28 protein-coding genes are annotated in these 25,520 nt (G+C 50.1%); 5 read left to right on the top strand and 23 right to left on the bottom strand.

What is annotated here, in order from left to right:
• Window positions 1-4 precede the first annotated feature (4 nt).
• The gene (gene yedF / locus QM016_RS06120) at window positions 5-616 is read right to left on the bottom strand and encodes a sulfurtransferase-like selenium metabolism protein YedF (RefSeq protein ID WP_282711187.1); all 612 of its coding nucleotides are present in this window, start codon (window positions 614-616) and stop codon (window positions 5-7) included.
• Window positions 617-730: 114 nt separating this feature from the next.
• On the opposite strand from yedF, the gene yqeC reads away from it, so the two are divergent.
• Window positions 731-1,435, top strand: coding sequence for a selenium cofactor biosynthesis protein YqeC (yqeC, locus tag QM016_RS06115; RefSeq protein WP_282711186.1), 705 nt, complete (start codon window positions 731-733; stop codon window positions 1,433-1,435).
• On the opposite strand, the gene QM016_RS06110 is transcribed toward yqeC, so the two are convergent.
• The 3 genes from QM016_RS06110 to QM016_RS06100 form a co-directional block, all read right to left on the bottom strand.
• Entirely contained in the window at window positions 1,401-2,015 is a 615-nt protein-coding gene (locus tag QM016_RS06110) for a hypothetical protein (RefSeq protein WP_282711185.1), read from the bottom strand. The genes yqeC and QM016_RS06110 overlap by 35 nt on opposite strands.
• A gap of 124 nt (window positions 2,016-2,139) precedes the next feature.
• Window positions 2,140-2,772, bottom strand: coding sequence for a CPBP family intramembrane glutamic endopeptidase (locus QM016_RS06105; protein WP_282711183.1), 633 nt, complete (start codon window positions 2,770-2,772; stop codon window positions 2,140-2,142).
• A gap of 21 nt (window positions 2,773-2,793) precedes the next feature.
• Complete coding sequence (locus QM016_RS06100; protein ID WP_282711182.1) at window positions 2,794-3,198, bottom strand: ATP-binding cassette domain-containing protein; 405 nt, start codon at window positions 3,196-3,198, stop codon at window positions 2,794-2,796.
• 774 nt (window positions 3,199-3,972) lie between these two features.
• On the opposite strand from QM016_RS06100, the gene QM016_RS06095 reads away from it, so the two are divergent.
• Window positions 3,973-4,287, top strand: a complete 315-nt coding sequence (locus QM016_RS06095; protein ID WP_282711181.1) for a PadR family transcriptional regulator — start codon at window positions 3,973-3,975, stop codon at window positions 4,285-4,287.
• Complete coding sequence (locus QM016_RS06090; RefSeq protein WP_282711180.1) at window positions 4,284-5,114, top strand: DUF1700 domain-containing protein; 831 nt, start codon at window positions 4,284-4,286, stop codon at window positions 5,112-5,114. The genes QM016_RS06095 and QM016_RS06090 overlap by 4 nt, the downstream gene beginning before the upstream one ends.
• Before the next feature lie 104 nt (window positions 5,115-5,218).
• Here QM016_RS06090 and QM016_RS06085 read toward each other — a convergent pair whose 3' ends face one another.
• From QM016_RS06085 to QM016_RS06065, 5 genes are all read right to left on the bottom strand, one after another.
• A complete protein-coding gene (locus QM016_RS06085) occupies window positions 5,219-5,860 on the bottom strand; it encodes a hypothetical protein (protein ID WP_282711178.1) in 642 nt (213 codons plus the stop codon).
• Window positions 5,860-6,378 (bottom strand): hypothetical protein, encoded by a 519-nt coding sequence (locus tag QM016_RS06080; protein ID WP_282711460.1) that lies wholly within the window; start codon window positions 6,376-6,378, stop codon window positions 5,860-5,862. Before QM016_RS06080 ends, QM016_RS06085 begins: the two co-directional genes overlap by 1 nt.
• A gap of 168 nt (window positions 6,379-6,546) precedes the next feature.
• Window positions 6,547-7,146 (bottom strand): hypothetical protein, encoded by a 600-nt coding sequence (locus QM016_RS06075; RefSeq protein WP_349237896.1) that lies wholly within the window; start codon window positions 7,144-7,146, stop codon window positions 6,547-6,549.
• A gap of 30 nt (window positions 7,147-7,176) precedes the next feature.
• Complete coding sequence (locus QM016_RS06070) at window positions 7,177-7,881, bottom strand: hypothetical protein (RefSeq protein WP_282711176.1); 705 nt, start codon at window positions 7,879-7,881, stop codon at window positions 7,177-7,179.
• A 48-nt stretch (window positions 7,882-7,929) separates the two neighbouring features.
• Window positions 7,930-8,610, bottom strand: a complete 681-nt coding sequence (locus tag QM016_RS06065) for a hypothetical protein (protein WP_016477408.1) — start codon at window positions 8,608-8,610, stop codon at window positions 7,930-7,932.
• Window positions 8,611-8,840: 230 nt separating this feature from the next.
• Between QM016_RS06065 and QM016_RS06060 the strand changes: the two genes are divergently transcribed.
• Together QM016_RS06060 and QM016_RS06055 are read left to right on the top strand one after the other, a co-directional pair.
• Window positions 8,841-9,383 (top strand): GNAT family N-acetyltransferase, encoded by a 543-nt coding sequence (locus QM016_RS06060; protein WP_282711172.1) that lies wholly within the window; start codon window positions 8,841-8,843, stop codon window positions 9,381-9,383.
• 63 nt (window positions 9,384-9,446) lie between these two features.
• Window positions 9,447-9,815 carry a hypothetical protein gene (locus QM016_RS06055; RefSeq protein ID WP_282711170.1) on the top strand — a complete coding sequence of 123 codons (369 nt, stop codon included), beginning with the start codon at window positions 9,447-9,449 and terminating at the stop codon, window positions 9,813-9,815.
• Window positions 9,816-10,292: 477 nt separating this feature from the next.
• Here QM016_RS06055 and QM016_RS06050 read toward each other — a convergent pair whose 3' ends face one another.
• The 14 genes from QM016_RS06050 to QM016_RS05985 form a co-directional block, all read right to left on the bottom strand.
• Window positions 10,293-10,673 (bottom strand): RidA family protein, encoded by a 381-nt coding sequence (locus tag QM016_RS06050; RefSeq protein ID WP_282711168.1) that lies wholly within the window; start codon window positions 10,671-10,673, stop codon window positions 10,293-10,295.
• 129 nt (window positions 10,674-10,802) lie between these two features.
• The gene (locus tag QM016_RS06045; RefSeq protein ID WP_282711458.1) at window positions 10,803-11,228 is read right to left on the bottom strand and encodes a GNAT family N-acetyltransferase; all 426 of its coding nucleotides are present in this window, start codon (window positions 11,226-11,228) and stop codon (window positions 10,803-10,805) included.
• 30 nt (window positions 11,229-11,258) lie between these two features.
• Complete coding sequence (hydA, locus tag QM016_RS06040) at window positions 11,259-12,614, bottom strand: dihydropyrimidinase (RefSeq protein WP_282711166.1); 1,356 nt, start codon at window positions 12,612-12,614, stop codon at window positions 11,259-11,261.
• Window positions 12,614-13,279, bottom strand: coding sequence for a nucleotidyltransferase family protein (locus tag QM016_RS06035; RefSeq protein WP_016477415.1), 666 nt, complete (start codon window positions 13,277-13,279; stop codon window positions 12,614-12,616). Before QM016_RS06035 ends, hydA begins: the two co-directional genes overlap by 1 nt.
• A gap of 118 nt (window positions 13,280-13,397) precedes the next feature.
• Window positions 13,398-14,339 carry a carbamate kinase gene (gene arcC, locus QM016_RS06030; protein WP_282711161.1) on the bottom strand — a complete coding sequence of 314 codons (942 nt, stop codon included), beginning with the start codon at window positions 14,337-14,339 and terminating at the stop codon, window positions 13,398-13,400.
• Window positions 14,340-14,507: 168 nt separating this feature from the next.
• On the bottom strand, window positions 14,508-15,710 hold the full coding sequence (gene ygeW / locus QM016_RS06025) for a knotted carbamoyltransferase YgeW (RefSeq protein WP_016477417.1): 1,203 nt from the start codon (window positions 15,708-15,710) through the stop codon (window positions 14,508-14,510).
• 171 nt (window positions 15,711-15,881) lie between these two features.
• Window positions 15,882-17,264, bottom strand: coding sequence for a YgeY family selenium metabolism-linked hydrolase (locus QM016_RS06020; RefSeq protein ID WP_282711139.1), 1,383 nt, complete (start codon window positions 17,262-17,264; stop codon window positions 15,882-15,884).
• Between the two features lie 242 nt (window positions 17,265-17,506).
• Window positions 17,507-18,733: a diaminopropionate ammonia-lyase gene (gene dpaL / locus QM016_RS06015; protein ID WP_016477419.1), complete on the bottom strand. Its 1,227-nt coding sequence runs from the start codon at window positions 18,731-18,733 to the stop codon at window positions 17,507-17,509.
• Window positions 18,734-18,870: 137 nt separating this feature from the next.
• Entirely contained in the window at window positions 18,871-20,292 is a 1,422-nt protein-coding gene (locus tag QM016_RS06010; RefSeq protein WP_282711127.1) for a solute carrier family 23 protein, read from the bottom strand.
• A 195-nt stretch (window positions 20,293-20,487) separates the two neighbouring features.
• Complete coding sequence (locus QM016_RS06005) at window positions 20,488-21,414, bottom strand: transketolase family protein (RefSeq protein WP_282711113.1); 927 nt, start codon at window positions 21,412-21,414, stop codon at window positions 20,488-20,490.
• A complete protein-coding gene (locus tag QM016_RS06000) occupies window positions 21,407-22,333 on the bottom strand; it encodes a transketolase (protein WP_282711106.1) in 927 nt (308 codons plus the stop codon). Before QM016_RS06000 ends, QM016_RS06005 begins: the two co-directional genes overlap by 8 nt.
• A gap of 128 nt (window positions 22,334-22,461) precedes the next feature.
• Window positions 22,462-23,436 carry a 2-keto-3-deoxygluconate permease gene (locus QM016_RS05995; protein WP_282711102.1) on the bottom strand — a complete coding sequence of 325 codons (975 nt, stop codon included), beginning with the start codon at window positions 23,434-23,436 and terminating at the stop codon, window positions 22,462-22,464.
• Between the two features lie 30 nt (window positions 23,437-23,466).
• A complete protein-coding gene (locus QM016_RS05990; RefSeq protein ID WP_016477424.1) occupies window positions 23,467-24,219 on the bottom strand; it encodes an SDR family NAD(P)-dependent oxidoreductase in 753 nt (250 codons plus the stop codon).
• Window positions 24,220-24,420: 201 nt separating this feature from the next.
• Window positions 24,421-25,344, bottom strand: a complete 924-nt coding sequence (locus QM016_RS05985; protein ID WP_156825481.1) for an NAD-dependent deacylase — start codon at window positions 25,342-25,344, stop codon at window positions 24,421-24,423.
• Window positions 25,345-25,520: the final 176 nt, after the last annotated feature.

The raw sequence follows: 25,520 nt of genomic DNA, 5'->3' as shown, positions 1-25,520 counted from the left end.
CGCCCTACAGCACCATTGCACCCGGCTGTTTTGAGATAATCTCGGCAATGGCGTAGAGGTTGGTAACCCCGCCCACCGCCAGCTTGTCTTTAATGCCATAAAAATCAAGGCAGGTACCACAGGTCAAAATCTTGGTGCCGCGCGATTCAAGCTCTTTGATATCCTCAAGCGACTCTGAACCCTCGCACGTCAGATGAGCACCGCCGTTGTAAAACAGCATGGTCTCAGGAACGCTCTCTTGGTGCGCAAGAGCGTAGATGAGGCCTTTCATTAAAATATGCCCAAGCTCATCATCACCGCGACCCATAAACTCAGCATCAACTGCAACAACCGTAGCGGAACAATCGGGAATATTGCAAAAGAGAGACGCTTCGGTCGCCACGGACGCACTTGCCGCAACTGCTTCGCGAGGGGTGAAGGTCATGACGGTATCTTCGCCGTCCTTGACCGTGGTAAGTTCACAGTTCTTCTCGTCAGCCAAGCGCGTAAGGTTACCGAGAGCAACGGTATCGTTTATGACCACTTCAAGCGCTTCTCCCTGCGCCAGTTTTGGCAACGCTTCAAGCGTCAGGATAACCGGCTTGGGACACGTTAGGTTGCGCGCATCAATTTTCATTGCAATCCCCCTCTTAAAATTGCACATCCCACCTACGTATAACGGGCAATGTGAATGTTTTTTTGCAATAAAATAAGTATATCGCTAATAAAAAACTTTTAGTTAGGCAACCACATGAACTGTTATGAAGTGCTGGGCGTTTTACCGGGAGTTACCTCAGTTGTCGGCAGTGGAGGCAAGACCACACTGCTCTCAAAACTTTCCCAAGAAGTTCGGGGAACGGTCGTTTTGACCACGTCAACGCACATCCTTCCGTTCCCGAATATGCCTCTTTTGGAAAACCCCACGCTCTCCGAGGTGAAAGACGCTTTGACAACACACCGCGTCATCTGTGTCGGAGCCTTTTCAGGCGAGAAGCACAAATTGGGACCCTCAGCACTTTGCGCCCAAGAGCTGGCGTCGGTTGCCGACTATGTATTTGTGGAAGCTGACGGATCCAAACGGCTACCCCTGAAGGCTCACGCCCCGCATGAGCCCGTTATTCCCGAAGGTAGCCGGCACACCGTCCAAGTCGTCGGACTTTCCGGCTTTGGACTGCCCGTCAACCAAACCGTTCACCGCAGTGAGATTTTCTGCGACCGCGCAGGCTGCTCGCCGGACAATCTCGCTACACCGGAACGCATTGCTATGGTCATTGCAGCAGAACACGCTTCAGGAGCCGTACGAGCGGACGTTATTCTCGCCAATCAAGCCGATTGCGAGAAAGACCTCGCTCTGGCAAGAGACTTTACAAAGGAGCTCCGTTTGCGGGGCGACAACACGCCCGTTGTTGCGGGCTCGCTTTTTAATTCGACTTTTGCGGAAATGCGTGATAGGTGATAACTACCGGCGCGTCTTCGTTGTACTTCTCGCCCACCGAAAACTTTTTATCGCCGTCAATGGTGATCTCTTTGACCTGGTTCTCGTGATTGAGCAGGCCAATCTTGAGGTCCTCGTCCTTTTTGGTTGTGATGTTTGTAAAGCCCGCATGCTCAAATTTCTTTTGAGCTTCCTCATAGTCATACTCGGAGACGTCTTTGCTGGCGAGAGGAACCTCTACCTTCACCGGCTCTTTTTTGACAGTCTCGGTTTGGGTGGGCTGTACGGATTGCGCCTGTTGGTTTGACGTCCACGGATGAAACGCTATGAGTATCACGCACACCACAAGCGCAACGATTGCGGTTACTGCAACAATAAACAGCTGGTTATTGGTGGTTTTCTTGACCGCTTCCACTGCGATTTCTTGCTTGCTCTGTATGGGGCCTGACGATTTTGCAGCGGGATGAGGCAGGGTGGCTTGCTCTTGTGAGAGCCGACGCGTGACTTTATCTCCAACATCCAGCGTCTCGCCTGTCAGCAAATCGTGATCAAGCGAGTCCATTGCTTTTTGCACATCGGTATCTTCTTCGTGCAGGCTCAATTTAAGTCTCCTCCGTCTAATGCCGAGCCGATCTGCGTTCCCTGCATGAGGCGCCACCGAACCGATTTCTTGTATGAGGTACCCATTTTATCGAATCCATAATAGTAGTTCCAGAAAGGAGAAGTTACAATGTACTGATGCATATGTTCATGACAGCATGCACAGCTACAGAGGGCAAAATGTTCTTACGAAAGAGGAAAAACAAAATGGTATATATCCAACCGTTAGCAATTCCAAAGGTGATATAGGACCAAAGAGGTTCAAGTTTATAGGCTCCGGTTATAAGCGGAAAAATTATATGACTCAAACCCCAAAGTGTATTAGCTAAAAAGGAAACGATTATATAAAGCGATATATCAGAGAATCTCTGCTTTCTCAAGAGCTCTTCGCCAAGTCGTTCAGGCAAATAAACTCGAAAAAAGAGCTCTTCCGGCAGCGCGACCAAAAACACATAGTGTATCCAAACGTACACTTTTCTCTCAAAATCAACATCAGAAAAGAATAGAGGAATGAGTGTAGTAATTATCAGTATGCCTATAGACCAAGGTTTCATGCTCCTTGCGACAATACTCTTATAGTTTTTTGCTGCCACATATATGGGAAAAATAGATACAAAAGCACCAAGAAAAAGCCTGTATATATAGCCGAACTGAAATATCGTTGCATGTGTCTTATAGATAAATGAGACAAGAACATCCGTGGAAAGAACAATTAGACAGCTGAAAAGGATTTCACATACTCCATTCTTTTCTTTCATTCATTTTTCTCCTTAGCTCAACTACAGTGAAATGATCTCATCGCAAATAGCCAGAATATCCTTATCATGTGATATTATTATGATGATTTTCTCATCTTTTCTCTCATCGATACACTTAATCAACCCCATTTTCGATGAATAATCAAGTGACACCGTAGGTTCATCATAAATTTCAATGGGGTTATCCCGTAACATTGTCCTTGCAATTGCAATCTTTTGCTTTTCTCCTCCTGACAATAAAGAACTAGCCACATGATCAACTAGACGATACTTAGCCAAATCAAAACCCAAGTCTTTTAACAGGCAAACCGATTCTTGATCAACCTCTTCTCCAAGGAACAAATTGAACTCAAGAGTGTTTTCAAAAACTACAGGAACTTGTTCACAAACAGAAAAAATAATGCTTCCGTAAATCGTAGAGATCAATGTTCGTTATTAGGTTGCTATCAATAGAAATCTTTCCGCTTATACCCTCTCTAAAAACTATTTAATAAACAGCTGATCAATGTAGACTTTCCACTACCATTATTTCCAACCGCACCATATATTCTTCCTCTATACATAGAAACAGATAGATTAGAAAAAATCCTTTTTGACCCAATTTCACAACTAAGTTGCACGGGTGGTGATAAAGGATTTGAAATAATCCTTATTCAGCTGTTTGGGATTCGCCAATCTTTTCGGACCCTTTTGTTTCTTTGCCATCGTGCTCTCTAAGTGTTCGTACCCACATCTTTCCGAGTGAGTTTTAGTATTGTATCAGCACTTCCACCAATTCTTCCAGTAGAAGATGGTATAGTGAGAAACTTCATCACCGCATCTATGAAGATCCTTAGACTTTGGAGCATCTCATGGTTCTTGAGACAGAGCTGCTTATACTGTGACCGTGGGAGACGGCTGACGATGAAAGTCTCTTCCAATATGCCAGCCATCCTGACGTTGGTCTCATCGCGGAGTGGAGCGTTCATACCAGCATTGAAAACAGTCGCGAGATAATCCAAAGCGTACTTTCTGTGTCCGAATCTTACGCAGTCGTTTTGAAAAAGCTTGGTCATCCGGTCGGGAGCATCGGACTCAGGGCATGATCCACCAGCAACATCGGTATTCCTGACGACGAGGGCGAGATCGGCTATTTTTGTATTGCATAGTATGCCTGAGTAATATACTATGTATCGCATAGTATATTGAAGGAGACGTATTGTGGATGCACAGCTGAAGCGTGGATTTCTTGACATATGCGTCCTCGCAGCCATAGCCCGCAAAGATTCCTACGGGTATCAAATCATCAGGGATGCCCCTGCGTCACTTGAGCTTTCCGAGTCAACGCTCTATCCCATTTTGAAACGTCTTGCTAAACAACATTTCCTTTCCGAATACACACGTGAGCACAACGGTCGTTTCCGCAAATATTATTCGATTACTGACACAGGACGCTTAGAGCTCTCACGATTTATCGCCGATGAGGCCTCCATTACAGACATTCTCTCCTACATTAAAGAAGGAGCATCGTCATGAAAAAAGATGAGTTTCTTGCCGAACTTCGCGCAAACCTTAAGAAAAAGCATGTTCCCAAAATCAGCATTGATGATGCTCTTGCCTATTACGATGAGGCAATACGCGACCGCATGGAAGATGGTATGTCCGAGGAAAAAGCCGTAGCAGCCATGGGAAGCATTGATGATGCGGTTCAATCGGCACTGGAGAGTATGCCTGTGTTTCTACGTGCAACTCAGCGTATCCGCTCTGATTCGGTACTTATGTCCATAACTATCGTGCTTCTCGTGATAGGCGCCATTGTCTGGATACCCCTTACGTTTGTCCTCGCACTTACGGCATTGAGTATTTATTTTGCGATTTGGGCACTTGTTATTTCATTATGCTTTGCAGTTGCCTGTGGTCTTTTCTGCGGAGTAATGAGCATCCCGGCACTTGTAGTGGGATTTCTGCACGACATGTTCCTTTCCGGTGCACTTTCTGCCGGTGTGTTTCTGCTCATAGGAGGTGTTTCAATACTGGTAATACCGATAGTAGCACGCATAATGCATTCTCTTGTACAAGGCGCACGAGACTATGCAAAGTGGATTGCTCATTTCTTTGCACAAGTTCCTGCCGAGAAGAACGATGTCTCCACGGGGAGAACAAATACAACGCCATGGTCAGAAGGACATTCGAAAAGACTGCTCTCGCTGTTCGGTGGCATTTTTATCGCAATTGGCCTTGTGTTGATTCTTATTGCGTATGTGGGGTCAGGATGTAACCTTGCACGTTTACCTGAGCTTCCTGCACTACAGATTTCTTCTTGCTCGCTTTATATGAGTCCGCATACTATTGCGTTTAAGTAACTCAATTGACGCAACTCATCCACACGGATATCCGAAAGTATCCAGATTCTACGTTACGTATCCGGAATGATTGTGAACAACATATAGAACTGTTGCGGGATCACTTAATTTTCGGTTTCTGAATCCAGTGCCGGGCCTATCGCTTTTATGAGATATCCATTCTCATCGAACTCATAATAGTAGTCATCAACTATTGCTAGCCCATGTGAAAAAAGGTAGCCGTTGATTTGTCGGTACGCTTTACATCCATCGACCGTTACCCAACCGAAGGGAAGTTTCCATTCAAAAGGTCCAAGTTCTACAGAGCCGTCTCTTACTTCCTTGTAGTCGTCAAGAGAAACTTCTTCTAAATCCACGAGTTTGAAGGACTCGTAATTGCCGGCAAGAGCGGAGAACCTTAAAGTTCCGAGATCTTGCATGACATATCCCACAGGTTTATCTCTATATCGAATCTCCCAAATAAGGTTGTTCCGGGTTTTTGGTTTTACTCCTATATAGCAACTGCCAAGCGTGAGCTTCATATAGTCGATGTCTTTGAGGTAAGGCTTTCCGCCGTCTCCTTCTTGCCTGGCGGTATTGATAGCTTCTTGTGTGGCCTGCTCTACCGCTTTTTGCTGAAGCGAGTCAATTGCCCATGGGTAGGGCGTAGCAAATGCATTCCACAAGAGGAAGACAGTGGCTATAAGGAGCAGAACTATGGGGATAATCTTTAGAGGTAGCCATTTACATTTCTTGTTCATAATCATCACGCAGCCTCAACTATTGGCTTATATGCTTTAGGAACAATGTTTCCCGGAAGTGCCTTATACGCCTCACCTCTTGCATTAAACTCGTAGGTGACCCCTCCAATCCGAGCCTTTCGTGAGTAGATCATAGAACCCGTAGGACCACCTGAGACTGGTCTATTGTTGTCATAACGCAGGTAATAGTTATTCCCGCCATAGTAAAGCCATCCGGTGTGCATTGAGCCGTCTTGGTTAAGGTAGAAGGTATGACCGGAACTATTGAGCCATCCCGTTTGCATTATTCCGCTTGAGCTTAAGTAATACCAAGAGCCTCCTCGCTCCAGCCAACCGGTAGCCATTGTTCCATCAGAGTTAAAGAAGTGCCAGTCTCCCGAAATGCGATACCATCCTGTTTTCATTCTTCCGTTACTGTCAAGGTAATAATAACTGCCGTCTTTTACAAGCCATCCGACCCGTATAGAGCCGTCGGAGTTCATGTAATACCAATTACCCCCATCCTTGACCCAACCCGTCCGCATGACCCCGTCCGAACCCAAGTAATAGTATGTACCGTTGTAGACAAGCCACCCTGTCCGCATCTTGCCACTACTGTCCAGGTAGTAATAATCCCCCTTATATGAAAGCCACTGGGAATGAAGGAGGCGGCCTGAATCGTCGAGGTAATACCAATATCCATCGACGGAAACCTATCCTGTCTGCATTTTTCCTGATATGGAGAAGTAAAACCAAAGACCGTTGATTTTAACCCAACCGGTCTGCATCTCTCCTGACTCGGAAAAGTAGTATGTTTCATCTTCGAAACCGAACCACCCTGTCGCATAGTTTCCATGTCGGTCGAAGTACACCCATTTGTCACCGTTGCCTGGTTTTTGCCATCCCGTAAGAACAATTGTTCTTTCCCAATAGAAATAAGTTTCATTATCACAAAATGTGTATCCAAATCTTCCTTCATCATCTTTATGCAATATCTCACGTTTTCCACTTGCTGAATCCTGTGCATAAACAGCTGACACACCCGTCTCGAAGACATACCCACATGCTGTTATCGCATGCCCTTCTGAACCACCCTTCAGCCTTAGGATAAAGGGGGTGTTGTGATCGATCCAGTTTACAATTTCTTCATCACTTGGAGAATACTCTAGGCTAGTAGAGGAGATTTGTTGATTAGAACCAGGATATGTAAACAGTAACAGCCCCTTGATATAATCCTCTGTAAACCCTCCAGTAATCTCCCCCTTAACCTGTATCGAAAGGGAATCGGGCGTCCAGTTTGATGGTCCAGTCATATAGTTTCCTACCGCACAAATGGCAGCAGCTCAACATGTTGGAGACTGGTATTGTGGAACGACCGACACGTCGATCGTCTTAATCACACGACTTCTTACGTTTTTCGATGTAACGTTATTGAGCGAGACTGGACTTGACTTCCCAGCATAGCTATACTGTCCACTCTCCTCCTCGACCAACGAGACGATTTGTCGTTCCCTCGCGTCGGTAATCCCATCTCGCCTTATCTTCGACACGAGTGTTCCATTTTCGTAATGCCAAACGAAGATTCCTGAGACGACATAGCTGTCCTTACCATCAGCAACAACGGCTATATCAGCGTAGTCAAGGTCGTCATCGTAGTAATACTCATCGATAATCGACGAGATTGCGGTAGACCCCCGAGTCTCCCCATCGTAATATTCCGTGTAGACGGCGAAAACATTTCCGTTGAGGTAGAGGGGGTACTTGACAATTCCAACGTCGGAAAGATGATCATTCTCAAGTCTGAGGAACCTATAACTTCTTCCGACCTGTACCTCACTGACATCGGAAATATCTACCTTTTGCTTATGGAAGAGAAACTCCATTCCATCATCGTCGATCAGGGAGAACAACTTGGATATATGCTCTACCGTCTTCTTGCTTGGATATGACTGCAGTTCCAAGGCATTGGCTGTCTTAACTTGTTTACCAGAAAAAATCACAATTATTACTATGAGGATGAAAGCGATTTTGGATAGTTTTCTAAACATGACAACCCCTCCCAAGACTTGGACAAAGATAGAAGGTTTGATGTCATCTCATATACAAGACCCGCAGTCCTCCTCTGTAAGCTCAAAGTAACAAGCTCTGGCAAACTCGTGGAGGCGCTCGGTGAGCGTGTCGGGGCGTATCTCGGCCCCCTGCGAGGCCAGCAGGGCCAGCACCTCCTCCCTGCTGTCCTCGTGCCCGACCCTGCCCGTCTCCCCCTTTGACACGAGGGCCCCACCCTCGTAGTGCCAGATGTACGGGCCCGAGATGAGGTAGAAGCTGCGCCTTTTGCGCATCTCGACGACGATGGTCACGTCCGAGTAGTCGATGTCCTCGCCGTAGTAGGGCTCGCTTCTGATCGAGCCTGCCTGGACGACCTCCTCCACCCCGCTATCGTTGTACTTGGTGATACAGATGGCAAAGGGCCTTCCTCCGGAGAAGATAGGGTAGTTGACAAGGTTGGAGTCCTCAAGCCTCTCGCCCTCAAGTCGGTACCTCTTGTACCCATTGCCGACAGTGATGTCGCTGAGGTCGAGGTTTGCAGCGTCCTCAGGGAACAGGAACTCCTTCCCGTCGTCATCTATTATCGAAAAGAATTTCTTTATACGTGCGACCACCTCCTCGCTCGGCTCGGAGGCCTTGCAGACGCGGCAGAGGAGGCCCACTTGGACGGACAGGGCGGCCACCGCCACCAAAAGGAAGACGGACAGCCTGCGGACTCGCTTTCCCATACTAACCTCCCATAACCATAAAATTACAAAAGGATAGCTATTCAGATTATTCCATGATTTGATTTTCAATTACCAGACAATTCTGTCAATGGCTTAAAAATATCAGCTAGTGGTCATTAAATTCTTTAAGAACCTTACGCTGTATTGAATACCCATCACTATATCCCTAGCAAAAATGTTATAGTCAGAAATCCGATAAGGTGAGGCATCCGAAAAATTAAGGACGCAGTGTGATTTTTGAAACAGAACGGCTTATACTTCGTCCATGGGAATTGACTGATGCAGAATACTTATTCCAATATGCCAGTCATCCTGACGTTGGACCCATTGCAGGATGGAGTCCTCATACCAGTGTCGAAAACAGTTGCGAGATAATCGAAAACATACTCTCTGCACCAGAAACGTATGCGGTAGTTTTAAAAGAACTCAGCCATCCGATCGGTAGCATTGGACTTATGATTGGATCTGCCAGCAATATTGGAATCTCTGATACCGAGGGAGAAATTGGCTATTGGATAGGAGTGCCTTTTTGGGGACAAGGGCTCATTCCCGAAGCCACTCGTAAAATAATGCAACATGGATTTGAAGACTTGGGACTCCAACGACTCTGGTGCGGATATTTTGACGGGAACAACAAGTCTAAGCGAGCCCAAGAAAAATGTGGTTTTACCTATCATCACACAACAAATAACGTTCCCTGTGCAATCGAAGGGTTACTGAGAACAGAACATATTACCTGCATAACAAGGCAAGAATGGGAAAGATTGCGCTAAAACCTGACTATATACTCTATAATCAAGCCAATGAAAGGTACTGCAAATTAACAGGAGCAGCACATGACACCAGAAGAAAGAGCAGAGAAATGGTTCCGCGATATCCCGGAATCAAAAGCGATTAACCTTGAAAAGAAAGTAGAAATATCCAAGAAAGCATCCTTGAGAATAGCATTGATATTTTCCCTTTTGCTGGGTATTGAGTGCGTTGCGCTATTTCAAATTAATGATGGAGCGCTGTTTCTCTGGCTGGCGGATACGGTTAATGGATTTGCAGAAGGCAATCATACCTACAAAGGACTGGCTCTGTTCGGTTCTATCCTGGTGCTACCTCTTTTGGTTTTTCCGCTCTTAATAGCATTCATATTTGGTAAGAAATGGATCCGCTCTGAAGCATGCAAATACATACAACATCAAGAAAGAGATAGCTAGACAAGGACTTGCCAAAACTGGGGTGCTTCTCTTACACCATTTTTCGGGACACGACCCATTTGACGGGTTTAGTGGTGGTTTTTCCGGAATTTGAGCGTTTAGTGGTGAATCAAATCACCACTAAACATCCAATTTGGTACCAATTGTCTACGCTACGAGAAAACCACCACGAAAGCAAAAAAACTGCCTGCGGATTTGCAGACAGCTGTTGATACGCAATTTCAACGATCACGGCAAGTAAAGCGAGAAGACCTTACGAGCACGATTATACCGCCTAGAGCTGCCGGAAATGCGCCAAGTATGGTAACTCGGACACCAACTTGGCGCATTTCTGGCAGCACTGTTCCAGCGGGTGGCTTTATGTTTCGTGCGTTGCTCGAGCTCAACAGGCTAAAACCTTGAATAAGCTTTGGAGCGGAATTTCTCACTGAAACCCGCTCCAAAAATCCCCTATTGTTCGGATATAGAAACGCAAACCTAAATACGGGCAACGGCCTTGATCTCGACTTTAGCGCCCTTTGGAAGAGCAACTACCTGGAATGCTGCGCGTGCAGGATAGGGCTCAGCAAAGAACTCGGCATAGACCTCGTTCATGGCGCCAAACTCGTTGATGTCGGAAAGCAAAACCGTAGTCTCAACAACGTCAGCCATGGAAGCACCGGCTGCCTCAAGGATGTTTTGAATGTTGGTAAGGCTCTGGCGAGTCTGGACCTTAATGTCCTCACCGGCGAACTCACCAGTTGCGGGGTCAACCGGAAGCTGACCAGATACGTTAATGGATCCGTTTGCAGAAATGGCTGCAGAATAAGGTCCAACTGCTGCAGGTGCCTTGTCGGTAACGATTGCTTTCTTTGCCATAAAATTCTCCTTCTTTCAGCCCAAACGCGGTCTGCGTCTAGGCAACGTACAAACTCTACTGTATCCCATGCGGCGATCCACATCACTGCTTCGGATTGCCACCTTGGATCGTTCTCCCCTGCACTTGTCTCAAGTATCAGTCCTGATGAACTCCGCAAGAGCCTTGTTTCTGTAGGTGATATCTTCCCTAACAGTAAATCCCTGCTTTTCCCAAAAGGCATTGCCAACCTCATTGCGGTTAAAGACGAGCAGAGCCACTTTGTATATACCTTCCTTCTCCAGAGCCTTGAGCGTATGTTCCAATAACTCCGCTGCAATCCCCTGCCGCCGGTATGCCTTGGCAACGGCCATATGATAAATGTAGCCTCTTCGCCCATCATGACCTGCAAGGACAACGCCTTTAAGAACCCCAGTCTCTTCCGCTACAAAAACGGTGGTCGGATTCCGGAGCAAAAAGCGCTCTATCCCCTTCCGGGAGTCGTCCAGGTTATTGAAGCCCATGTTTTTACAAGACATCCAAAGGTCATATACTGCGTCATAGTCATCTATGCTCATCGTACGAATCATCATGCGTCATGCCGCCCTTTACCTTTTGACATACGCGCCTGGCTTCGCGCCCGTTGGCTCACCGTCGACCACCGCAAGCTCACCGTTGACAAAAACGTATGCCGGACGTCCGTGAATCTCAAAGCCCTCGTATGGCGTATAGTCAACGTTTTGATGCTGGTTCTTCTCGCTGATGGTCCACACTACGTTTGGATCCCATACCGTCACGTCGGCATCGGAGCCAACACGCAGGACACCCTTGCGCGGATACATGCCAAAGACGCGTGCGGGTCCCTCACTCATGAGACGGGCAAAGTCTTGAGCGCCCAAGCAGTTCTCAAACGAGGTCATGATAAGCCCAGGCCGATGCTCTACACCGGGACCGCCATTGGGAATGCGGGTGAAGTCGCCGATGCCGCGATCTTTTTGACCGTGAAGATTGAAGCTGCAGTGATCGGTAGCAATGGTATCAATCTCGCCGTCACATACGGCATGGCGCAGAGCCTCAATATCGTGCGGCTTGCGCAAAGGCGGGCTCATAACGTACTTGGCGCCCTCAAAGTCACTCTCAAGATAGCGCGAATCATCCAGCAACAGATACTGCGGACAGGTCTCAACGTCCATCTTCACCTTGCCGCGCGCCTTGGCCGCACGAACCGCTTCAAGTCCAAGCGCACTGGACAGATGCACGATGTTGATACGGGCATCGGCAAGCTCCGCAAGATAGCACAGACGAGAAATAGCCTCTGCCTCACAGGCCGCCGGACGGCTCATAGGATGACCTTCGGGGCCGGTAATGCCTGCCGCAAGCATCCGCCGCTGCATCTCGTTGACAAGGGTACCGTTTTCACAATGGACGCACAAAACACCGTCAACATCGCGGATGCGCTCAAGCACCTCAAGCGTCTGGGCGTCATCCAGGCGCAGATGATCGTAGGCAAAGTAGGTCTTAAATGACATAACGCCGGCATCACGCATAACCTGCATATCAACCTTGGCCTGATCGTTCCAATCGGCAATGGCCATGTGGAACGCATAGTTGGCGGTGCAGGTGCCGTCGGCGCGCCGGTGCCACTCATCAAGCGCTTCGGTCAGCGTCATACCCTTGTCCTGCGTGGCATAGTCCACAATCGTGGTGGTCCCACCGCAGGCAGCGGCGCGCGTCCCCGTCTCAAAGCTGTCCGCTGTCCAGTCCATACCCGTCCAACACTGCATATGCGTGTGGGCATCGATGAAGCCCGGAAATACGTATTTGCCAGTGACATCGATAACAGTGTCATCTGCGCTCGCCTCGTACGCACCTCCCACCTGGACGATCTTCTCGCCATCCAGTACCAAGTCTCCACAAAAGACGCCTTCGGGCAACACAAGAAAGCCATTCTTTATTACGTTCATCAGTCAACTCCCAATCTCTCGGTCGTTAAACCGCTTATAGATGCCGATATTCGTATCGCCCGCGCAAGGCGCTCGAGCTCCAGAGGAGTATCAACGTCCATGAGCTCTTCAGCGCACGCCGCCTCAACAAGCACGGCTGACGCCTTATACTCCGGATGTTCTGCAAACACGCCCGAGCCTCCCGCATTTCCTGCGACCTTGCGCAAGGCATCGAACAAGACAGCGGGAAATACCACGGGGCTTCCTGGTGTCTTGTGCCATGCCAGACGCGAAACCATATCCGGGCGCGCCTCAAAGCTGGCGAGAAGTGCCTTCAGACTTGCAGTGCTCACAAGCGGCTGGTCGCCCTGAAGAAACACCGCTCCCGACCACGGTTTTCCAGCTGCCGCATCAACGTCTGCCTCCTGCATCCCGCGACGGACAGTATCGCTTTGCAACATACCGTCATGTGTAGCAACACGCACGCGCAGCTGCCGGCAGAGCGCGATTACCGGTGCGTGAAACGCGTCGTCAACGGTAACTACAATAGGCTCCAAACCCGCAGCCAAAGCCGTTTCAATGACGTGCCGGATAAGGGGTTTACCGTCCAGCTCTGCCATAAGCTTGTTCGAGCCAAAGCGCCGAGACGCACCGGAGGCCATGACTATGCACCCGATACGTGTCACAGTATGACCTCCTTTCATTCCTATGAGGCGCAAAGAGACGTCAGCTATAAGACAAATCGCTCCGTGCCATTAAAACCTTCACGCAAAAATTAACGCAAGCTAACTCCTATGCTACCCGTTATCCGCGGACCACGGTGCCGGTCTTGCCGGCAATGCCGTCAGCGGCTTTATCAAGCAGCGTAATAAGAGATGTACGACCCTCGCCGGACTGCGCGAACTGTAAAGCCGCCTCAACTTTTGGCAACATGGAACCGGGAGCAAATTCCCCCGCCTCAATGTAGGCCTTGGCAGTCTCTGCGGTAAGCTCGGAAAGATCCTCCTGCTTGGGCGTGCCAAAGTGGATAGCGACCTTCTCAACGGCCGTCAGGATAATCAGAGCATCGGCGTTCACCTGCTCGGCAAGGCGCGCGGCAGCAAAGTCCTTGTCGATAACGGCAGCAGCGCCTTTAAGGTGATTGCCCTCGGTCTTAAAGACGGGGATGCCACCGCCCCCACACGCGATGACAACGTTGCCGGTCTCAATGAGGGAACGAATGGTATCCAGCTCAACGATTGAAACAGGTTGAGGCGACGCTACTACGCGACGGTATCCGCGCCCCGCGTCTTCGACGACGTCATAGCCACGCTCAGCGACCATCTTGTCGGCCTCTTCCTTGGTCATGAACGATCCGATAGGTTTGGTGGGATTCTTAAACGCCGGGTCATTGCCATCGACCTCAACCTGAGTCAGTACGGTAGCAGCGCTCTTATTGATACCGCGGTTAAGCATCTCTTCACGAAGGGCGTTCTGGAGGTCGTAGCCAATATAGCCCTGGCTCATGGCAACGCACACGGAAAGTGGACACGGAATGTACTTCTCGGGATCAAAACGCGTCAGCTGCGTCATGGCCTCCTGGATCATGCCGACCTGAGGACCGTTGCCATGAGCAATGACGACCTCATTGCCCTGTTCAATCAAGTCAACGATTGCCTTAGCCGTATGCTTCACCGCGATCATCTGCTCGGGCAGATTTTTGCCCAGAGCATTGCCGCCCAGAGCAATCACAATACGCTTTCCCATAGTCCCCTCCAAAAGGTACCTGTCCATCTGTATGCAGCTGACGCTGCAGAACCCTGTCGGTTTGTGGCGAGAAACGACTCGGGAGGACGCTCTTCTCGCCCGGTAAAAACAAAAGGGACCTGTTCTGAAGCCAGAGGTCTCAGCACAGGTCCCTGAAAGTTTCAAACTTTACGCCTGGAACCAGCGAGGGGTATTGCCCTGCTCAAGTGCTTTAAGTGTAGCAATGGGATCCTTTGCCTTCTGCAAGAAAATCATTGCGGCAATAGCGTATGGCTTGTAAGAAGCCTCTTTATAAAGACCATCGCGGTGATAATCAAAGACCTCATTTTCCACTTCGCCGTGCTCACAAGAAACACCGTTGATGTCTGCAGGCAGCGGGTGCATATAGATGGTATCCATACCATGAGCCGTCTTTGCCATAAGATCGGCCGTGCAGCACCAATCCTTGTGAGTGGCATTTTCAGCGAGAAGCTCCTTCTCCAGAGCATCAATACCCGCGTCATCGCCGGCGGCGTAGAGATTGGTACGCTTCTCCATGGCGGCATACGGAGCCCAGCTCTTAGGAATGACAATGTCAGCGCCCTCAAAGGCCTCTGCCATGTTGTACGTCTTTGTAAAGGTTGCCCCGGACTCGGCAGCAAACTTACCGGCCACATCCACAAGCTCTGGCATGAGGTCGTAACCCTCGGGATGTGCCAAGGTAACGTCCATACCAAAGCGAGGAAGAAGGGTGATGAGAGACTGCGGGCAAGAGAGCGGCTTGCCGTAGGAAGGCGAATATGCCCACGTAACGGCAACTTTCTTACCACGAAGATTCTCAAGGCCGCCAAACTCGTTGATGAGGTAGAGGATGTCAGCCGTGGACTGAGTGGGGTGGTCCATATCGGACTGAAGGGATACCAGCGTTGGACGGTGATCCAAAACGCCATCTTCAAAAGCCTGCTTGACGGAGGCAGATACCTCGCGCATATAGGCGTCGCCCTTGCCGATGAACTTATCGTCACGGATGCCAATAACATCGGCCATGAAGGAAATCATCGTCGCAGTCTCGCGGACGGTCTCACCGTGAGCAATCTGAGACTTGCCCTCATCCAAATCCATCAGCTGGAGACCAAGAAGGTTAGAGCCCGACGCATAGGAAAAACGTGTGCGGGTTGAATTGTCGCGGAAGAGTGAAACGGCAAGACCGGACTCAAAGAGGCGGGTGGAAATATTGCGCTCGCGAAGATTGCGCAGTGCATCGGCAACTGCATAGAGTGCCCTCAGCTCATCGGTTGACTTCTCCCACGTCAAAAGGAAGTCCTCGTTGTACATCTTGGAAAAGTCAAGCTTTGCAAGCTCATCAAGATACGGCTGGATGGTGTCGGCCATAGTCAATCCTCTCGTTGAAATTACCAGTCCCATAAGGGACGTCTACCTGAACAAACGGCGAGAAGTACGTGCTTTGAAATCCGAGTCCTTCTCACTGGAAAACTCTACATCGGGCGGCCCCTATATATGTGAGGAGTGGGTCGGAGCCGCCGATGTATATGAGGGGGTAGCTTACTTGATATCGTTGTCGGTCAAGCTGGCGCGGAACTCAGTGGCATCGCCGGTAACGGCAGAACCATCGTAGAGATTCAGAGCTGCAACATAGAGAGCCGCGCAGGTAGGAAGATCCTGCTTGAACGTAATCTCGTTGGGAGCGTGTGCCTGAGACTCAGCGCCCGGTCCAAAGCCAACACATGGAATGCCGTAGCGACCCTGGATGGAAACGCAGTTTGTAGAGAATGTCCACTTGTCGCACAGAGGACGACCGGTGCGGGTTGCCATGGACTTCTCGCACCCAATACGCTCATCACCAAAGAGTGCCTTGTGCGCGTCAACAAGTGCTTTGACGTGTGGCGCAGACTCTTTGTTGATCCACGTTGGGAAGTATGCCTCTGTCTCATAGACCTCGCCGGTCCAAGAAGGACGGTCATACATGTACATGGAGACCTTGACGTCGTCGCCATACTTCTTAACGGAAGGAAGCTCCTCAATCTCCTTGAGGCAGCTCTTGTAGGTCTCACCGGCAGTCATGCGGCGGTCAATGGAGATGGCGCAGGAGTCAGCAACGGCGCAGCGAGAAGGACTGGTGAAGTAGATCTGGGAAACGGTGCAGGTGCCACGACCAAGGAAGCGAGCATCCTCATAGTGATCTGGGTTGTACTTAGGATCAAGCATCTTTGCGAGACCACGAATGGCAGTGGATTCCTCGGCACCGTTGTTGTTAAGTGCACGAACATCGTTGATGATGTCGGCCATCTTGTAGATGGCGTTGTCACCACGCTCAGGAGCAGAACCGTGGCAAGAAACACCCTTAACGTCAACGCGAATCTCCATGCGACCACGATGACCGCGATAAATGCCACCATCGGTAGGCTCGGTTGAAATAACAAACTCAGGCTTGATCTTATCGACGTTATAAATGTACTGCCAGCACATGCCGTCGCAGTCCTCTTCCTGGACGGTGCCGACAACCATAACCTTATAGCCCTCAGGAATGAGGTTCATATCCTTCATAATCTTGGCAGCATACACACCGGCGCACACGCCACCCTCTTGGTCGGAGCCACCGCGTCCACCAATGAGCTGGTCATCCTCAAAGCCCTCATAGGGATCGAAGTTCCAGTTGTCACGATTGCCAATACCAACCGTGTCAATATGGCCATCGATGCAGATAATCTTATCGCCCTCACCCATAAAGCCCATAACGTTGCCAAGGCCATCAACCTTAATCTCGTCAAAGCCGAGCTTCTCCATCTCCGCCTTAATGCAGGCAACAACTTCGCCTTCTTCGCAGGACTCGCTTGGATGAGAAATCATAGCGCGCAAAAAGGCCGTCATATCCTTGGAGTAATCGTTTGCTGCCGCCTTGATTGCACCGTAATCCAACTCTTTCATCAGATCCTCCTTATCGTTGGAGTGAAGCCGGAAATATTCACTCGCCTCAATACCCACATCAGTTTCAAAATCGAACCTGTCAGACAAACTCAGTCAAACCTTTTTTCTGATTACCAAACTTTTTGTTTGATACTCCTATTAAACCACTCGCAGCAGACATTGCAAGAGTTGCCGTCGATCTTTTTATTTTCTCGGCAAACGGGTCTTTTTAAGCGGCAAGTGGAACAGGATTTTGACAAAGGTTATTGCACGTCATCGATAGACTGCCAGGCGCCGTCCCAAACAATCTCGCGATAACGAATGGGATCGGTATCGCCTTCGGTGGAAAACAGGAGGACTTTTGAATCGTTGCCAAGGTCAAGGGCATCACGAAGCTTTGCGTATGCCGGGTCGGTCATAAGCGTAGAGATAACGCCCATACCCACAGCACCAGACTCGCCGGATACCACCGCAGGGTCACCTTTTACGGGCGCCGCGAGCATACGCATGCCTTTGGCGGACACCCAGTCCGGACATGAAATAAATGCAGAAGCATGGTTGCGCAGAATATCCCAGCCAATAGTATTAGGCTCACCGCAGGCGAGGCCTGCCATGATAGTCTGAAGATCGCCTCCAACAATGCGAGGATCGCCATCACCTGCAAGCGCTCCTCGATAGAGACAGTCAGCCGCGCCAGCTTCCATAATGATGAACTTGGGCGGATTTGAAGGAAAGAGGTTGGTAAAGTAACCGACCATAGCACTTGCGAGAGATCCTACGCCTGCCTGTACAAAAACGTGCGTTGGGCGGTTTACTTCAAGCTCGCGCAGCTGCTCCGCCGCCTCGTTCGCCATAGTGCCGTATCCCTGCATAATCCAAGACGGAATCTTCTCGTAACCTTCCCAAGCAGTATCTTGCACGATAACCGCATGCTCGGTTTCGTCCGCTTCCTTTGCGGCAAGACGAACGCAGTCGTCGTAGTTAAGCTCCTCAATAGTGACCTGAGCACCTTCTTTGGCGATGTTGTCAAAGCGAGTCTTGGTGGAACCCTTGGGCATGTGCACCACGGCTTTCTGACCCAAGCGATGAGCAGCCCAGGCAACGCCGCGTCCATGGTTACCATCAGTCGCTGTAAAGAAGGTTGCCTGACCGAAATCTTTCTGAAGCTGCTCAGACGTCAGATACTCAAAATCGCAATCCGCGACATCTTTGCCCGTTTCATCGGCGATATAGCGAGCCATAGCAAAGGAGCCACCAAGCACTTTGAAGGCATTAAGCCCAAAGCGATACGACTCGTCCTTAATAAACAAACCCCCAAGCCCAAGGTCGGCGGCCATGCCCTCAAGATCGGCAAGCGGCGTCACAGAATACTGCGGAAAACTCTTGTGAAACGCCCGAGCTTTTTTAACGTTTTCAAGGGACATCACCTTGAGGTTTTTGTCCTCGCTCTGAGGCATCGTATTGAGTACCCACTTCATCTCCGGCTGCATTGCACTGACCCCTTTCTACGTTCTCACATCTGTTTGTACTATCGCTCTTGCAGTCTGCTTTCGACTATCTGATAATCATCTTTTACCTGCTAAAATGCAACGAACAACACGCTGAAACACTGAGGCGAGAAACCCTGTCACGCCTGTTCATCCTCCGTATCATTGTACGCAAGCGGACGGAGGTTCTTCTCGTCAGGAGCTTCCTTATCCTCAGGCGGCAATACGCTGTTCAGAATAATGGCCATAATGGCGCAGGGTGTAATGGCTGAGGTTCCGAAAATAGTATTTACCCACGCGGGCATACCGGGACCGGTCAGAGACCCTGCAACCTGCGCAATGCCGAGGCCGAACGCCACCGAGATGCCAAAAACCGTGCAGGCGCGTGGAGTCAGACCGTCTTTAACGAGGATTCGAATACCGTTTAAGGTGATGGTTCCGAAAACGCTGATGGTTGCGCCGCCGATGACCGGCTGCGGAATCATAAGAAGCGTCGCTGAGAGTTTTGGACAGAGACCGGCTGCGAGAAATACAAAAGCGGCTCCGCCGAAGACCCAGCGATTGATAACGCGATTTGAAACGATGATACCGACGTTTTGTCCAAAAGCTGACGTCGGAAGACCTCCGAAAAATGACGATATGATGCTGACCACACCCTGCGCCTTGATGGCGCCGCCAATTTCGCGCTCAGTCGGCATGCGGTCCATGCTGCCTGCGGATGCCGCAGAAAGGTCGCCAATCAGCTGCACGTTGACCATAACGTATACTACGCCCAGCGTAATGCAGGCAGCCGGGTTAAAGGTGATGTGGTACGGCATAAACTGCGGCAGCGAGAACCACGAGGCTGCAGCAACTTCAGAGGTGTCCACCATGCCAAAAGGAATAGACACGATAACGCCAATAATGATGCCGAAGAAAATTGAGCCAAGTTTAAGGACGCCCTTACCGAAGTTCGCCAACGCAAAGACCACCGCGAAGGTAAGCAGGCCAACGGTCCAGTTGCTGATGCCGCCGAAATTCGCCGAACCGGCGCCGCCTGCCATGTACTTAATGGCCGTCGGATAGAGCGAAACGCCGATAGTAAAGATAACAGTACCGGTTACCAGCGGCGGAAACAGCCTCTTTACCTTGGAGTAGAACATGCCAAAGAGTATGGCGACAATACCGCCCACCAGCTCGGCGCCAAGAAGTGTCGGAAAATCAAACTGGAGACCAACCGCCTGAAACGCCGGCAAAAAAGCAAATGAAACACCGGTCAAAATAGGCAGCCCCGCGCCGATACGCCCAAAAAGCGGGAACTGCTGCAAGAGGATGTCAATGCCGGAAAGAACAAGAGCCACTTGGATAATGGCCGTTTCCTGATCAGGCGTAAAGCCGCATGCGGTCGCAATCATCATTGCCGGGGTAATAACGCCGGCAAACGACGCTAATACATGTTGCAGCGACGTCGGTATGAGATCTTGTATCGGCGGAAAGCCGTTTCGCTTAAAAAGTACTGCTGACAAATCGTGTTCGACAGACTCCGGCGAAGCCGTTTCTGCCGTAGCTTCTGACGTACTCATACCGTTCCCCTCCTTGGAATTGCGCACCGTATCGCAATTCCTTCTCTATTCAAAATAATAGTTAGAAAACCTTACAAATAGTTTGAAATGAGAAAAAATCTACGGAATTCTGTAAACGGTAGCAATCAACGTATGAGCGGTATTCCATACGAGGCCTGCGTTCTATCTGTTTTCTGCTACGACTTGTGTGCCTGCTTACGCGAGTACAAACTCCCTCACACGCCCCGCAATGCCTTCTGCGTCAAGGTGGAAATGCGAAAGCAGCACGTCTCCCGGCGCCGATGTGCCAAACGTCCGCATACCGGCAAAGCGCATCGGCGTTGGAAGTTTTTCTGACAGAAGCTCTGCCACCGCCGCGCCAAGACCACCTGCTATATTGTGTTCTTCCACCGTAACAACACGCCTTGTTTTAGCGGCAGAAGCGAGAATGGCCTCTTCGTCCAGTGGTTTGATTGAAAACACATCGATAACCTCAGCAGAAATACCCTCCTGGGCCAAAATTTCCGCCGCAGCCAGCGACTGCGCTACTTCAACGCCGCATGCCGCCAGGGTAACATCCGTTCCTTCTCGCAACACAGTGGCGTACGGCACGCCGCCTTTGAATGTCTCGTCATATACCTCGGGCACCTTGTGGCGACCCATGCGCACGTAAAACGGGCCGTCAGCTTCAGCCGCCAAACGTAGCGCGGCCTTCGCGGACCAATAATCCGCAGGGACCAGTACGCGCATTTGAGGAAGGGCGCGCATCATGCCAATGTCCTCAAGCGATTGATGGGTGGCACCGTCCTCTCCTACGGTAATGCCCGCATGTGTGGGACAAATCTTGACGTTAAGACCGGAATCGCACACGGTATTGCGAATCTGATCATAGGCTCGTCCGGTAGCAAAGACTGCAAACGAGCCGGTAAATACTGTATGTCCTGTCAGCGAAAGACCGGCCGCTACACCGACCATATCTTGTTCGGCGATGCCAACGTCGACAAAACGCTTGGGAAACGCCTTTTGAAAGTCAGCGAGCTTCGTAGAACCGGCAAGGTCAGCGTCAACCGCCATAATATTGTGTCCCTCGCGGACCAGCTCAACCAGCGTCTCGCCATATGCTTCACGAGTTGCCCTAGACATCGGCATCCTCCTTTGTGCTTTCGGCCTGAATCAACAGCAGCTCTCTCGCGGCGTCAAGCTCTTCTCGCGCCTGCTCCGCCTGCGCCTCGCTGGGAGCGTTGCCATGCCAGTTGACCTTATCCTCCATAAACGAGACACCCTTGCCTTTGACAGTTGTGCAAATAATAGCCGTAGGCGCGGTGTTTCCCGCTTCCCTGCCGTCTCGCGCGGCGAGAAGCGCCTTGCGAACTTCCAAGACGTCATGGCCATTGACACGAATAACATTCCACCCGAACGCGCGGAACTTCTCGCCAAGGTCACCTAAAGAACAAACCTCAGTCACATGACCGTCTATCTGCAGGTTATTGAAGTCAACAATGGCAATAAGATTGTCAAGCTTATGGTGCGCCGCGAACATAATCGACTCCCAGTTAGAGCCCTCCTGAAGTTCGCCATCACCAAGCAGCACAAATACCTTGGGCGCACGCTCACCACTCTCAAGCGAGGCAAGTTGCAAGCCCAAAGCGCAACCGGAAGCTACTGAAAGCCCCTGTCCAAGCGAGCCAGAACACACCTCAAAGCCGGGGCACGCGTGGCTGTCGGGATGCCCCTGCAAGCGGCTGCCTAACTGACGAAGCGTCATCATATCATCGTCATGCAGCCATCCAAGCAGGTAGTATGCTGCATAAATAACCGGCGCGGCGTGTCCTTTAGAGAGAAAGAACCGATCCTGGGTATGGTCTTCGGAATTGTTGTGATTGTATTTCATAGCACCTGAAAAGAATAACGTAGCCACCATGTCTGCCGAACTGAGCGAACCGCCGGGATGACCTGACTTGCTTTTTTCAAGCATCGTGATGATATTGCGTCGCATCGAATTAGCCGCAAGCTGAATCTCCAAATCGGTGAGATCGCGCTCTGGAAGGCCTGGTGTTGGCATCCTTACCTCCTGACGGTATCCATAAACGAGTGTATTGTAACAAGCATACCGTCTAGATGCGACACATACGTTGCGTTTCAGCGCTTAAAGACGCGCCGCATAAGAAAGCTCTTATGCGGCGCCGGTGGCTACTTCACCTTTTTCTCATTGCTGTTAGCGTAATGATTGAACACGTACGCCGTAATGAGCGGAGTCAAAATCGCAGTCACGATAACGGCTGCCGCAACCTGAGCCGTTGCCGCCGCAAGAACGGCGCCGCCATACACGGCCGGGTTGGCTTCAGCCATTGCCGCGGGAGTCAAGGCATTCGCGCCCGCGCAGCTTGAAATGCCAACGCCGGCAACGCCTGTTCCTCCGGTCGCGCGATCGACAAAGAAGTTAATAAATCCGCCGAGGCAGGAGCAAATAATGCCCAAAAGAATTCCGGACGGTCCGGCAGCGATAAGCTGATCAAACTTCATCGTAGTACCCATAGCGAAAAACGTCATCACGATGATTCCTGGAAGCGCGGAAGAAAACATCTTCTTCAAGCTCGGGAAACAGTTACCGAAGATAATGCCGACGATAATTGGAAGCACGGCGCCCAAAAGCGACCAGCCAATAGGAGCCTGACCGGCGGCGCCAAGGGCGATCATGGTAACGGGAGGACCAACAATCAACGTGGTGATTGCAACGGCTCCCTGCTCATACTCATTGCCGTAGTCGGCCATCAAACCTGAATACATCGCGTTGTTGGCACCGGAGCATGCCGCGAGAATAACCATGGCTGACAGACCGAAAAGATTGTCGCCCATAAGGAACAGAACAGCCATCGCAAGGGCGACGCAGAAAATAACCTTTGAAATAATAATGATGGCGCCGCGCAGAGCCGCCTTCGGCGCACTCTTGAAGGAAATAGTTGTACCGACGCATAGCATGAAGGCGCCAACCAGCGCTCCTGTTCCCGAAACGCTCATAGCTTTGGTAAAGCTTCCCAACGTGGGGAGCACCTCAGGAAACACAGTATTGATAAAACAGCCCAGCAGCAAGGGGACAAGAATATTTGCGCCCGGAAGCCTGCCAAGAGCTTTAAAAGGGTGCTGAATAGAAATCGGTTCTTTCATAGTTGATTCCTTAGTGGTCACAAATCTCACCTAGTCCATCACGATTCCGCCATCGCAGTCGCCAACTTCTCCGTTGACGAAGCTCGCAAGGTCGGATGCGAAGAAAAGAACCATCTGCGCCGGCTCAGATGCCTGAGCGGGACGCCCTAAAGGAATAATGCCAACGACTTTTTTGTACTTCTCGGGATCGTTTGAAAGCGCATCTGTCATCTCGGTAATAGTAAAGGAAGGGCAGACGGCATTGCAAGAAATACCAAACTTGCCGCCCTCTTTGGCAATCGCCTTGGTAAAGCCATTCACTCCCGCTTTAGAAGAAGCGTAGGCAACTGTACCAAGCAACCCGCCGCCGATTTTGCCCGCAACAGAGGAAACGTTGACGATACGAGCGCCGCCACGATTCTTAAAGTGCTGCCAAAGCGCATGCGTCACATTATAGGTGCCGGTAAGGTTCGTGTTGATAGTGTTGTTCCATTCCGTATCATCGACCTGATCAAACTGAACAGAACTGATCCGACCCGCGTTGTTGATAAGAATAGAAACGTCGCCGACCTCTTCAAGAATCTTTGCGATAGCAGCTTTAACGCCCTCGGCATCAGAGATGTCCATCTTGTAGAAGTAGTTTCCCTCGCCAAGCTCCTGAACAAACTGCTTGCCCACTTCTTCATTGCGTGCGCATACTACGACGTGGCCTCCACCTGCGACGATACCCTTCGAAATTTCCGCACCAATCCCCGCGGATCCGCCGGTAACCAAAGCAATTTTGCCTGTGAAATCAAACGCCATATGTCCCACTCCTTAACTTTTGACTGTGACTGATATACGGTCACAGAACCTGTGCGATCCCGCAACCTTTCAGTCATTTTTTAACTTGCGTTAAGAAGTGATTAGAAGCCTAAAGAACCGCTACAATGACGGCACCTATATTAGTTGAAACTACTGAGGTATAAAAGCACAAATACTTATTTTTTTGAATCTCTGACATTGCTATAGTTGCGAAAAAACTTCTCCGATGCGGCTATGGATCACGAGGTCAGCTCGCCCATCATAGGGAGTTGGCATGTCGTTGATGATGACCATCTTGTGGCCCGTATAGTAGTCTAAAAGTCCGGCAGCCGGATACACCACCAACGAACTTCCCGCAACGATCAGCACGTCAGCGGCCGCAAGAGCGGCAAGAGCTCTATAAAAAACATCCATGTTCAAGCCCTCACCGTAAAACACAATGTCCGGCCTGATAGTTCCTCCGCACGCGCACAGCGGAACCATTGAAGCTGACGCCTCTATCTCATCGAGCGTATAGGCGTGTCCGCAATCAGAACAATAAAAGCGCGTTTCATTGCCATGTAACTCAAATACATTCTCGCTGCCAGCAGCCTGGTGCAGTCCATCAATATTTTGCGTTATTACTGCTTTCAGCTTGCCTTCGCGCTCCCATTGGGCCAGCTTACGATGAGTAACATTGGGCTTTGCCTCGCCAAGGTGGTGAGAATTTCTGAAATAGGTGTAATACGCTTCGGGGAAGTCTTCAAAAATATCAAGCGAGAAAATCTCTTCAAGTGTAATGTCAGACTCCGTTTCCATACGTCCCCAAGACTCAAATTCCGGGTCAACAAGAGCATCGTTACCGGCGTTGCTGCCGACATCGTTGCCGATGTTATTACCGACATCATGAGAAGCATCTTCGCTTGAAGCGTTGCAGCCGACAGTCATGGAACCAACTTTGATACCACCTCGGCTATACAAACCGTCTTTCCCCCTGAAATCGGGAATGCCGCTTTCTGTGGAAACGCCAGCTCCTCCGAAAAAGACAAGGTGAGATGACCCATCGATCCATTGTTTGAGCTGCCGTATAGCATCGGTTACGCCTTGCTGTTCAGCTGTACCAGGTATATTCGTTGTATCACCCATACCATATCCTTCGGCTCTAGCGCCCATGATGGCTCCCGAACTCTCATGCCTGTCTCTGCAATCAAGCATATACCAATATGCCCTTCATTCAGGCATTTTTTATTTTGAATAAGAAATAGTTAGACAAGGCTAACTCTATGGATTAGAATGACACTGATTAGAACACACATCGAAAA

This window comes from Lancefieldella sp. Marseille-Q7238, from assembly GCF_949152215.1.
Lineage (GTDB): Bacteria > Actinomycetota > Coriobacteriia > Coriobacteriales > Atopobiaceae > Lancefieldella.
This window is presented reverse-complemented; position numbering and strand designations above follow the sequence as displayed.

What these genes read in the sequence shown, in the direction of transcription:
- yedF (WP_282711187.1), bottom strand. Translation starts at nt 616, where the DNA reads ATGAAAATTGATGCGCGCAACCTAACGTGTCCCAAGCCGGTTATCCTG.
- yqeC (WP_282711186.1), top strand. Translation starts at nt 731, where the DNA reads ATGAACTGTTATGAAGTGCTGGGCGTTTTACCGGGAGTTACCTCAGTT.
- QM016_RS06105 (WP_282711183.1), bottom strand. Translation starts at nt 2,772, where the DNA reads ATGAAAGAAAAGAATGGAGTATGTGAAATCCTTTTCAGCTGTCTAATT.
- QM016_RS06090 (WP_282711180.1), top strand. Translation starts at nt 4,284, where the DNA reads ATGAAAAAAGATGAGTTTCTTGCCGAACTTCGCGCAAACCTTAAGAAA.
- QM016_RS06085 (WP_282711178.1), bottom strand. Translation starts at nt 5,860, where the DNA reads ATGATTATGAACAAGAAATGTAAATGGCTACCTCTAAAGATTATCCCC.
- QM016_RS06080 (WP_282711460.1), bottom strand. Translation starts at nt 6,378, where the DNA reads ATGCGGACGGGTTGGGTCAAGGATGGGGGTAATTGGTATTACATGAAC.
- QM016_RS06075 (WP_349237896.1), bottom strand. Translation starts at nt 7,146, where the DNA reads ATGACTGGACCATCAAACTGGACGCCCGATTCCCTTTCGATACAGGTT.
- QM016_RS06070 (WP_282711176.1), bottom strand. Translation starts at nt 7,881, where the DNA reads ATGTTTAGAAAACTATCCAAAATCGCTTTCATCCTCATAGTAATAATT.
- QM016_RS06065 (WP_016477408.1), bottom strand. Translation starts at nt 8,610, where the DNA reads ATGGGAAAGCGAGTCCGCAGGCTGTCCGTCTTCCTTTTGGTGGCGGTG.
- QM016_RS06055 (WP_282711170.1), top strand. Translation starts at nt 9,447, where the DNA reads ATGACACCAGAAGAAAGAGCAGAGAAATGGTTCCGCGATATCCCGGAA.
- QM016_RS06050 (WP_282711168.1), bottom strand. Translation starts at nt 10,673, where the DNA reads ATGGCAAAGAAAGCAATCGTTACCGACAAGGCACCTGCAGCAGTTGGA.
- QM016_RS06045 (WP_282711458.1), bottom strand. Translation starts at nt 11,228, where the DNA reads ATGAGCATAGATGACTATGACGCAGTATATGACCTTTGGATGTCTTGT.
- hydA (WP_282711166.1), bottom strand. Translation starts at nt 12,614, where the DNA reads ATGAACGTAATAAAGAATGGCTTTCTTGTGTTGCCCGAAGGCGTCTTT.
- arcC (WP_282711161.1), bottom strand. Translation starts at nt 14,339, where the DNA reads ATGGGAAAGCGTATTGTGATTGCTCTGGGCGGCAATGCTCTGGGCAAA.
- ygeW (WP_016477417.1), bottom strand. Translation starts at nt 15,710, where the DNA reads ATGGCCGACACCATCCAGCCGTATCTTGATGAGCTTGCAAAGCTTGAC.
- QM016_RS06020 (WP_282711139.1), bottom strand. Translation starts at nt 17,264, where the DNA reads ATGAAAGAGTTGGATTACGGTGCAATCAAGGCGGCAGCAAACGATTAC.
- dpaL (WP_016477419.1), bottom strand. Translation starts at nt 18,733, where the DNA reads ATGCAGCCGGAGATGAAGTGGGTACTCAATACGATGCCTCAGAGCGAG.
- QM016_RS06010 (WP_282711127.1), bottom strand. Translation starts at nt 20,292, where the DNA reads ATGAGTACGTCAGAAGCTACGGCAGAAACGGCTTCGCCGGAGTCTGTC.
- QM016_RS06005 (WP_282711113.1), bottom strand. Translation starts at nt 21,414, where the DNA reads ATGTCTAGGGCAACTCGTGAAGCATATGGCGAGACGCTGGTTGAGCTG.
- QM016_RS06000 (WP_282711106.1), bottom strand. Translation starts at nt 22,333, where the DNA reads ATGCCAACACCAGGCCTTCCAGAGCGCGATCTCACCGATTTGGAGATT.
- QM016_RS05995 (WP_282711102.1), bottom strand. Translation starts at nt 23,436, where the DNA reads ATGAAAGAACCGATTTCTATTCAGCACCCTTTTAAAGCTCTTGGCAGG.
- QM016_RS05990 (WP_016477424.1), bottom strand. Translation starts at nt 24,219, where the DNA reads ATGGCGTTTGATTTCACAGGCAAAATTGCTTTGGTTACCGGCGGATCC.
- QM016_RS05985 (WP_156825481.1), bottom strand. Translation starts at nt 25,344, where the DNA reads ATGGGTGATACAACGAATATACCTGGTACAGCTGAACAGCAAGGCGTA.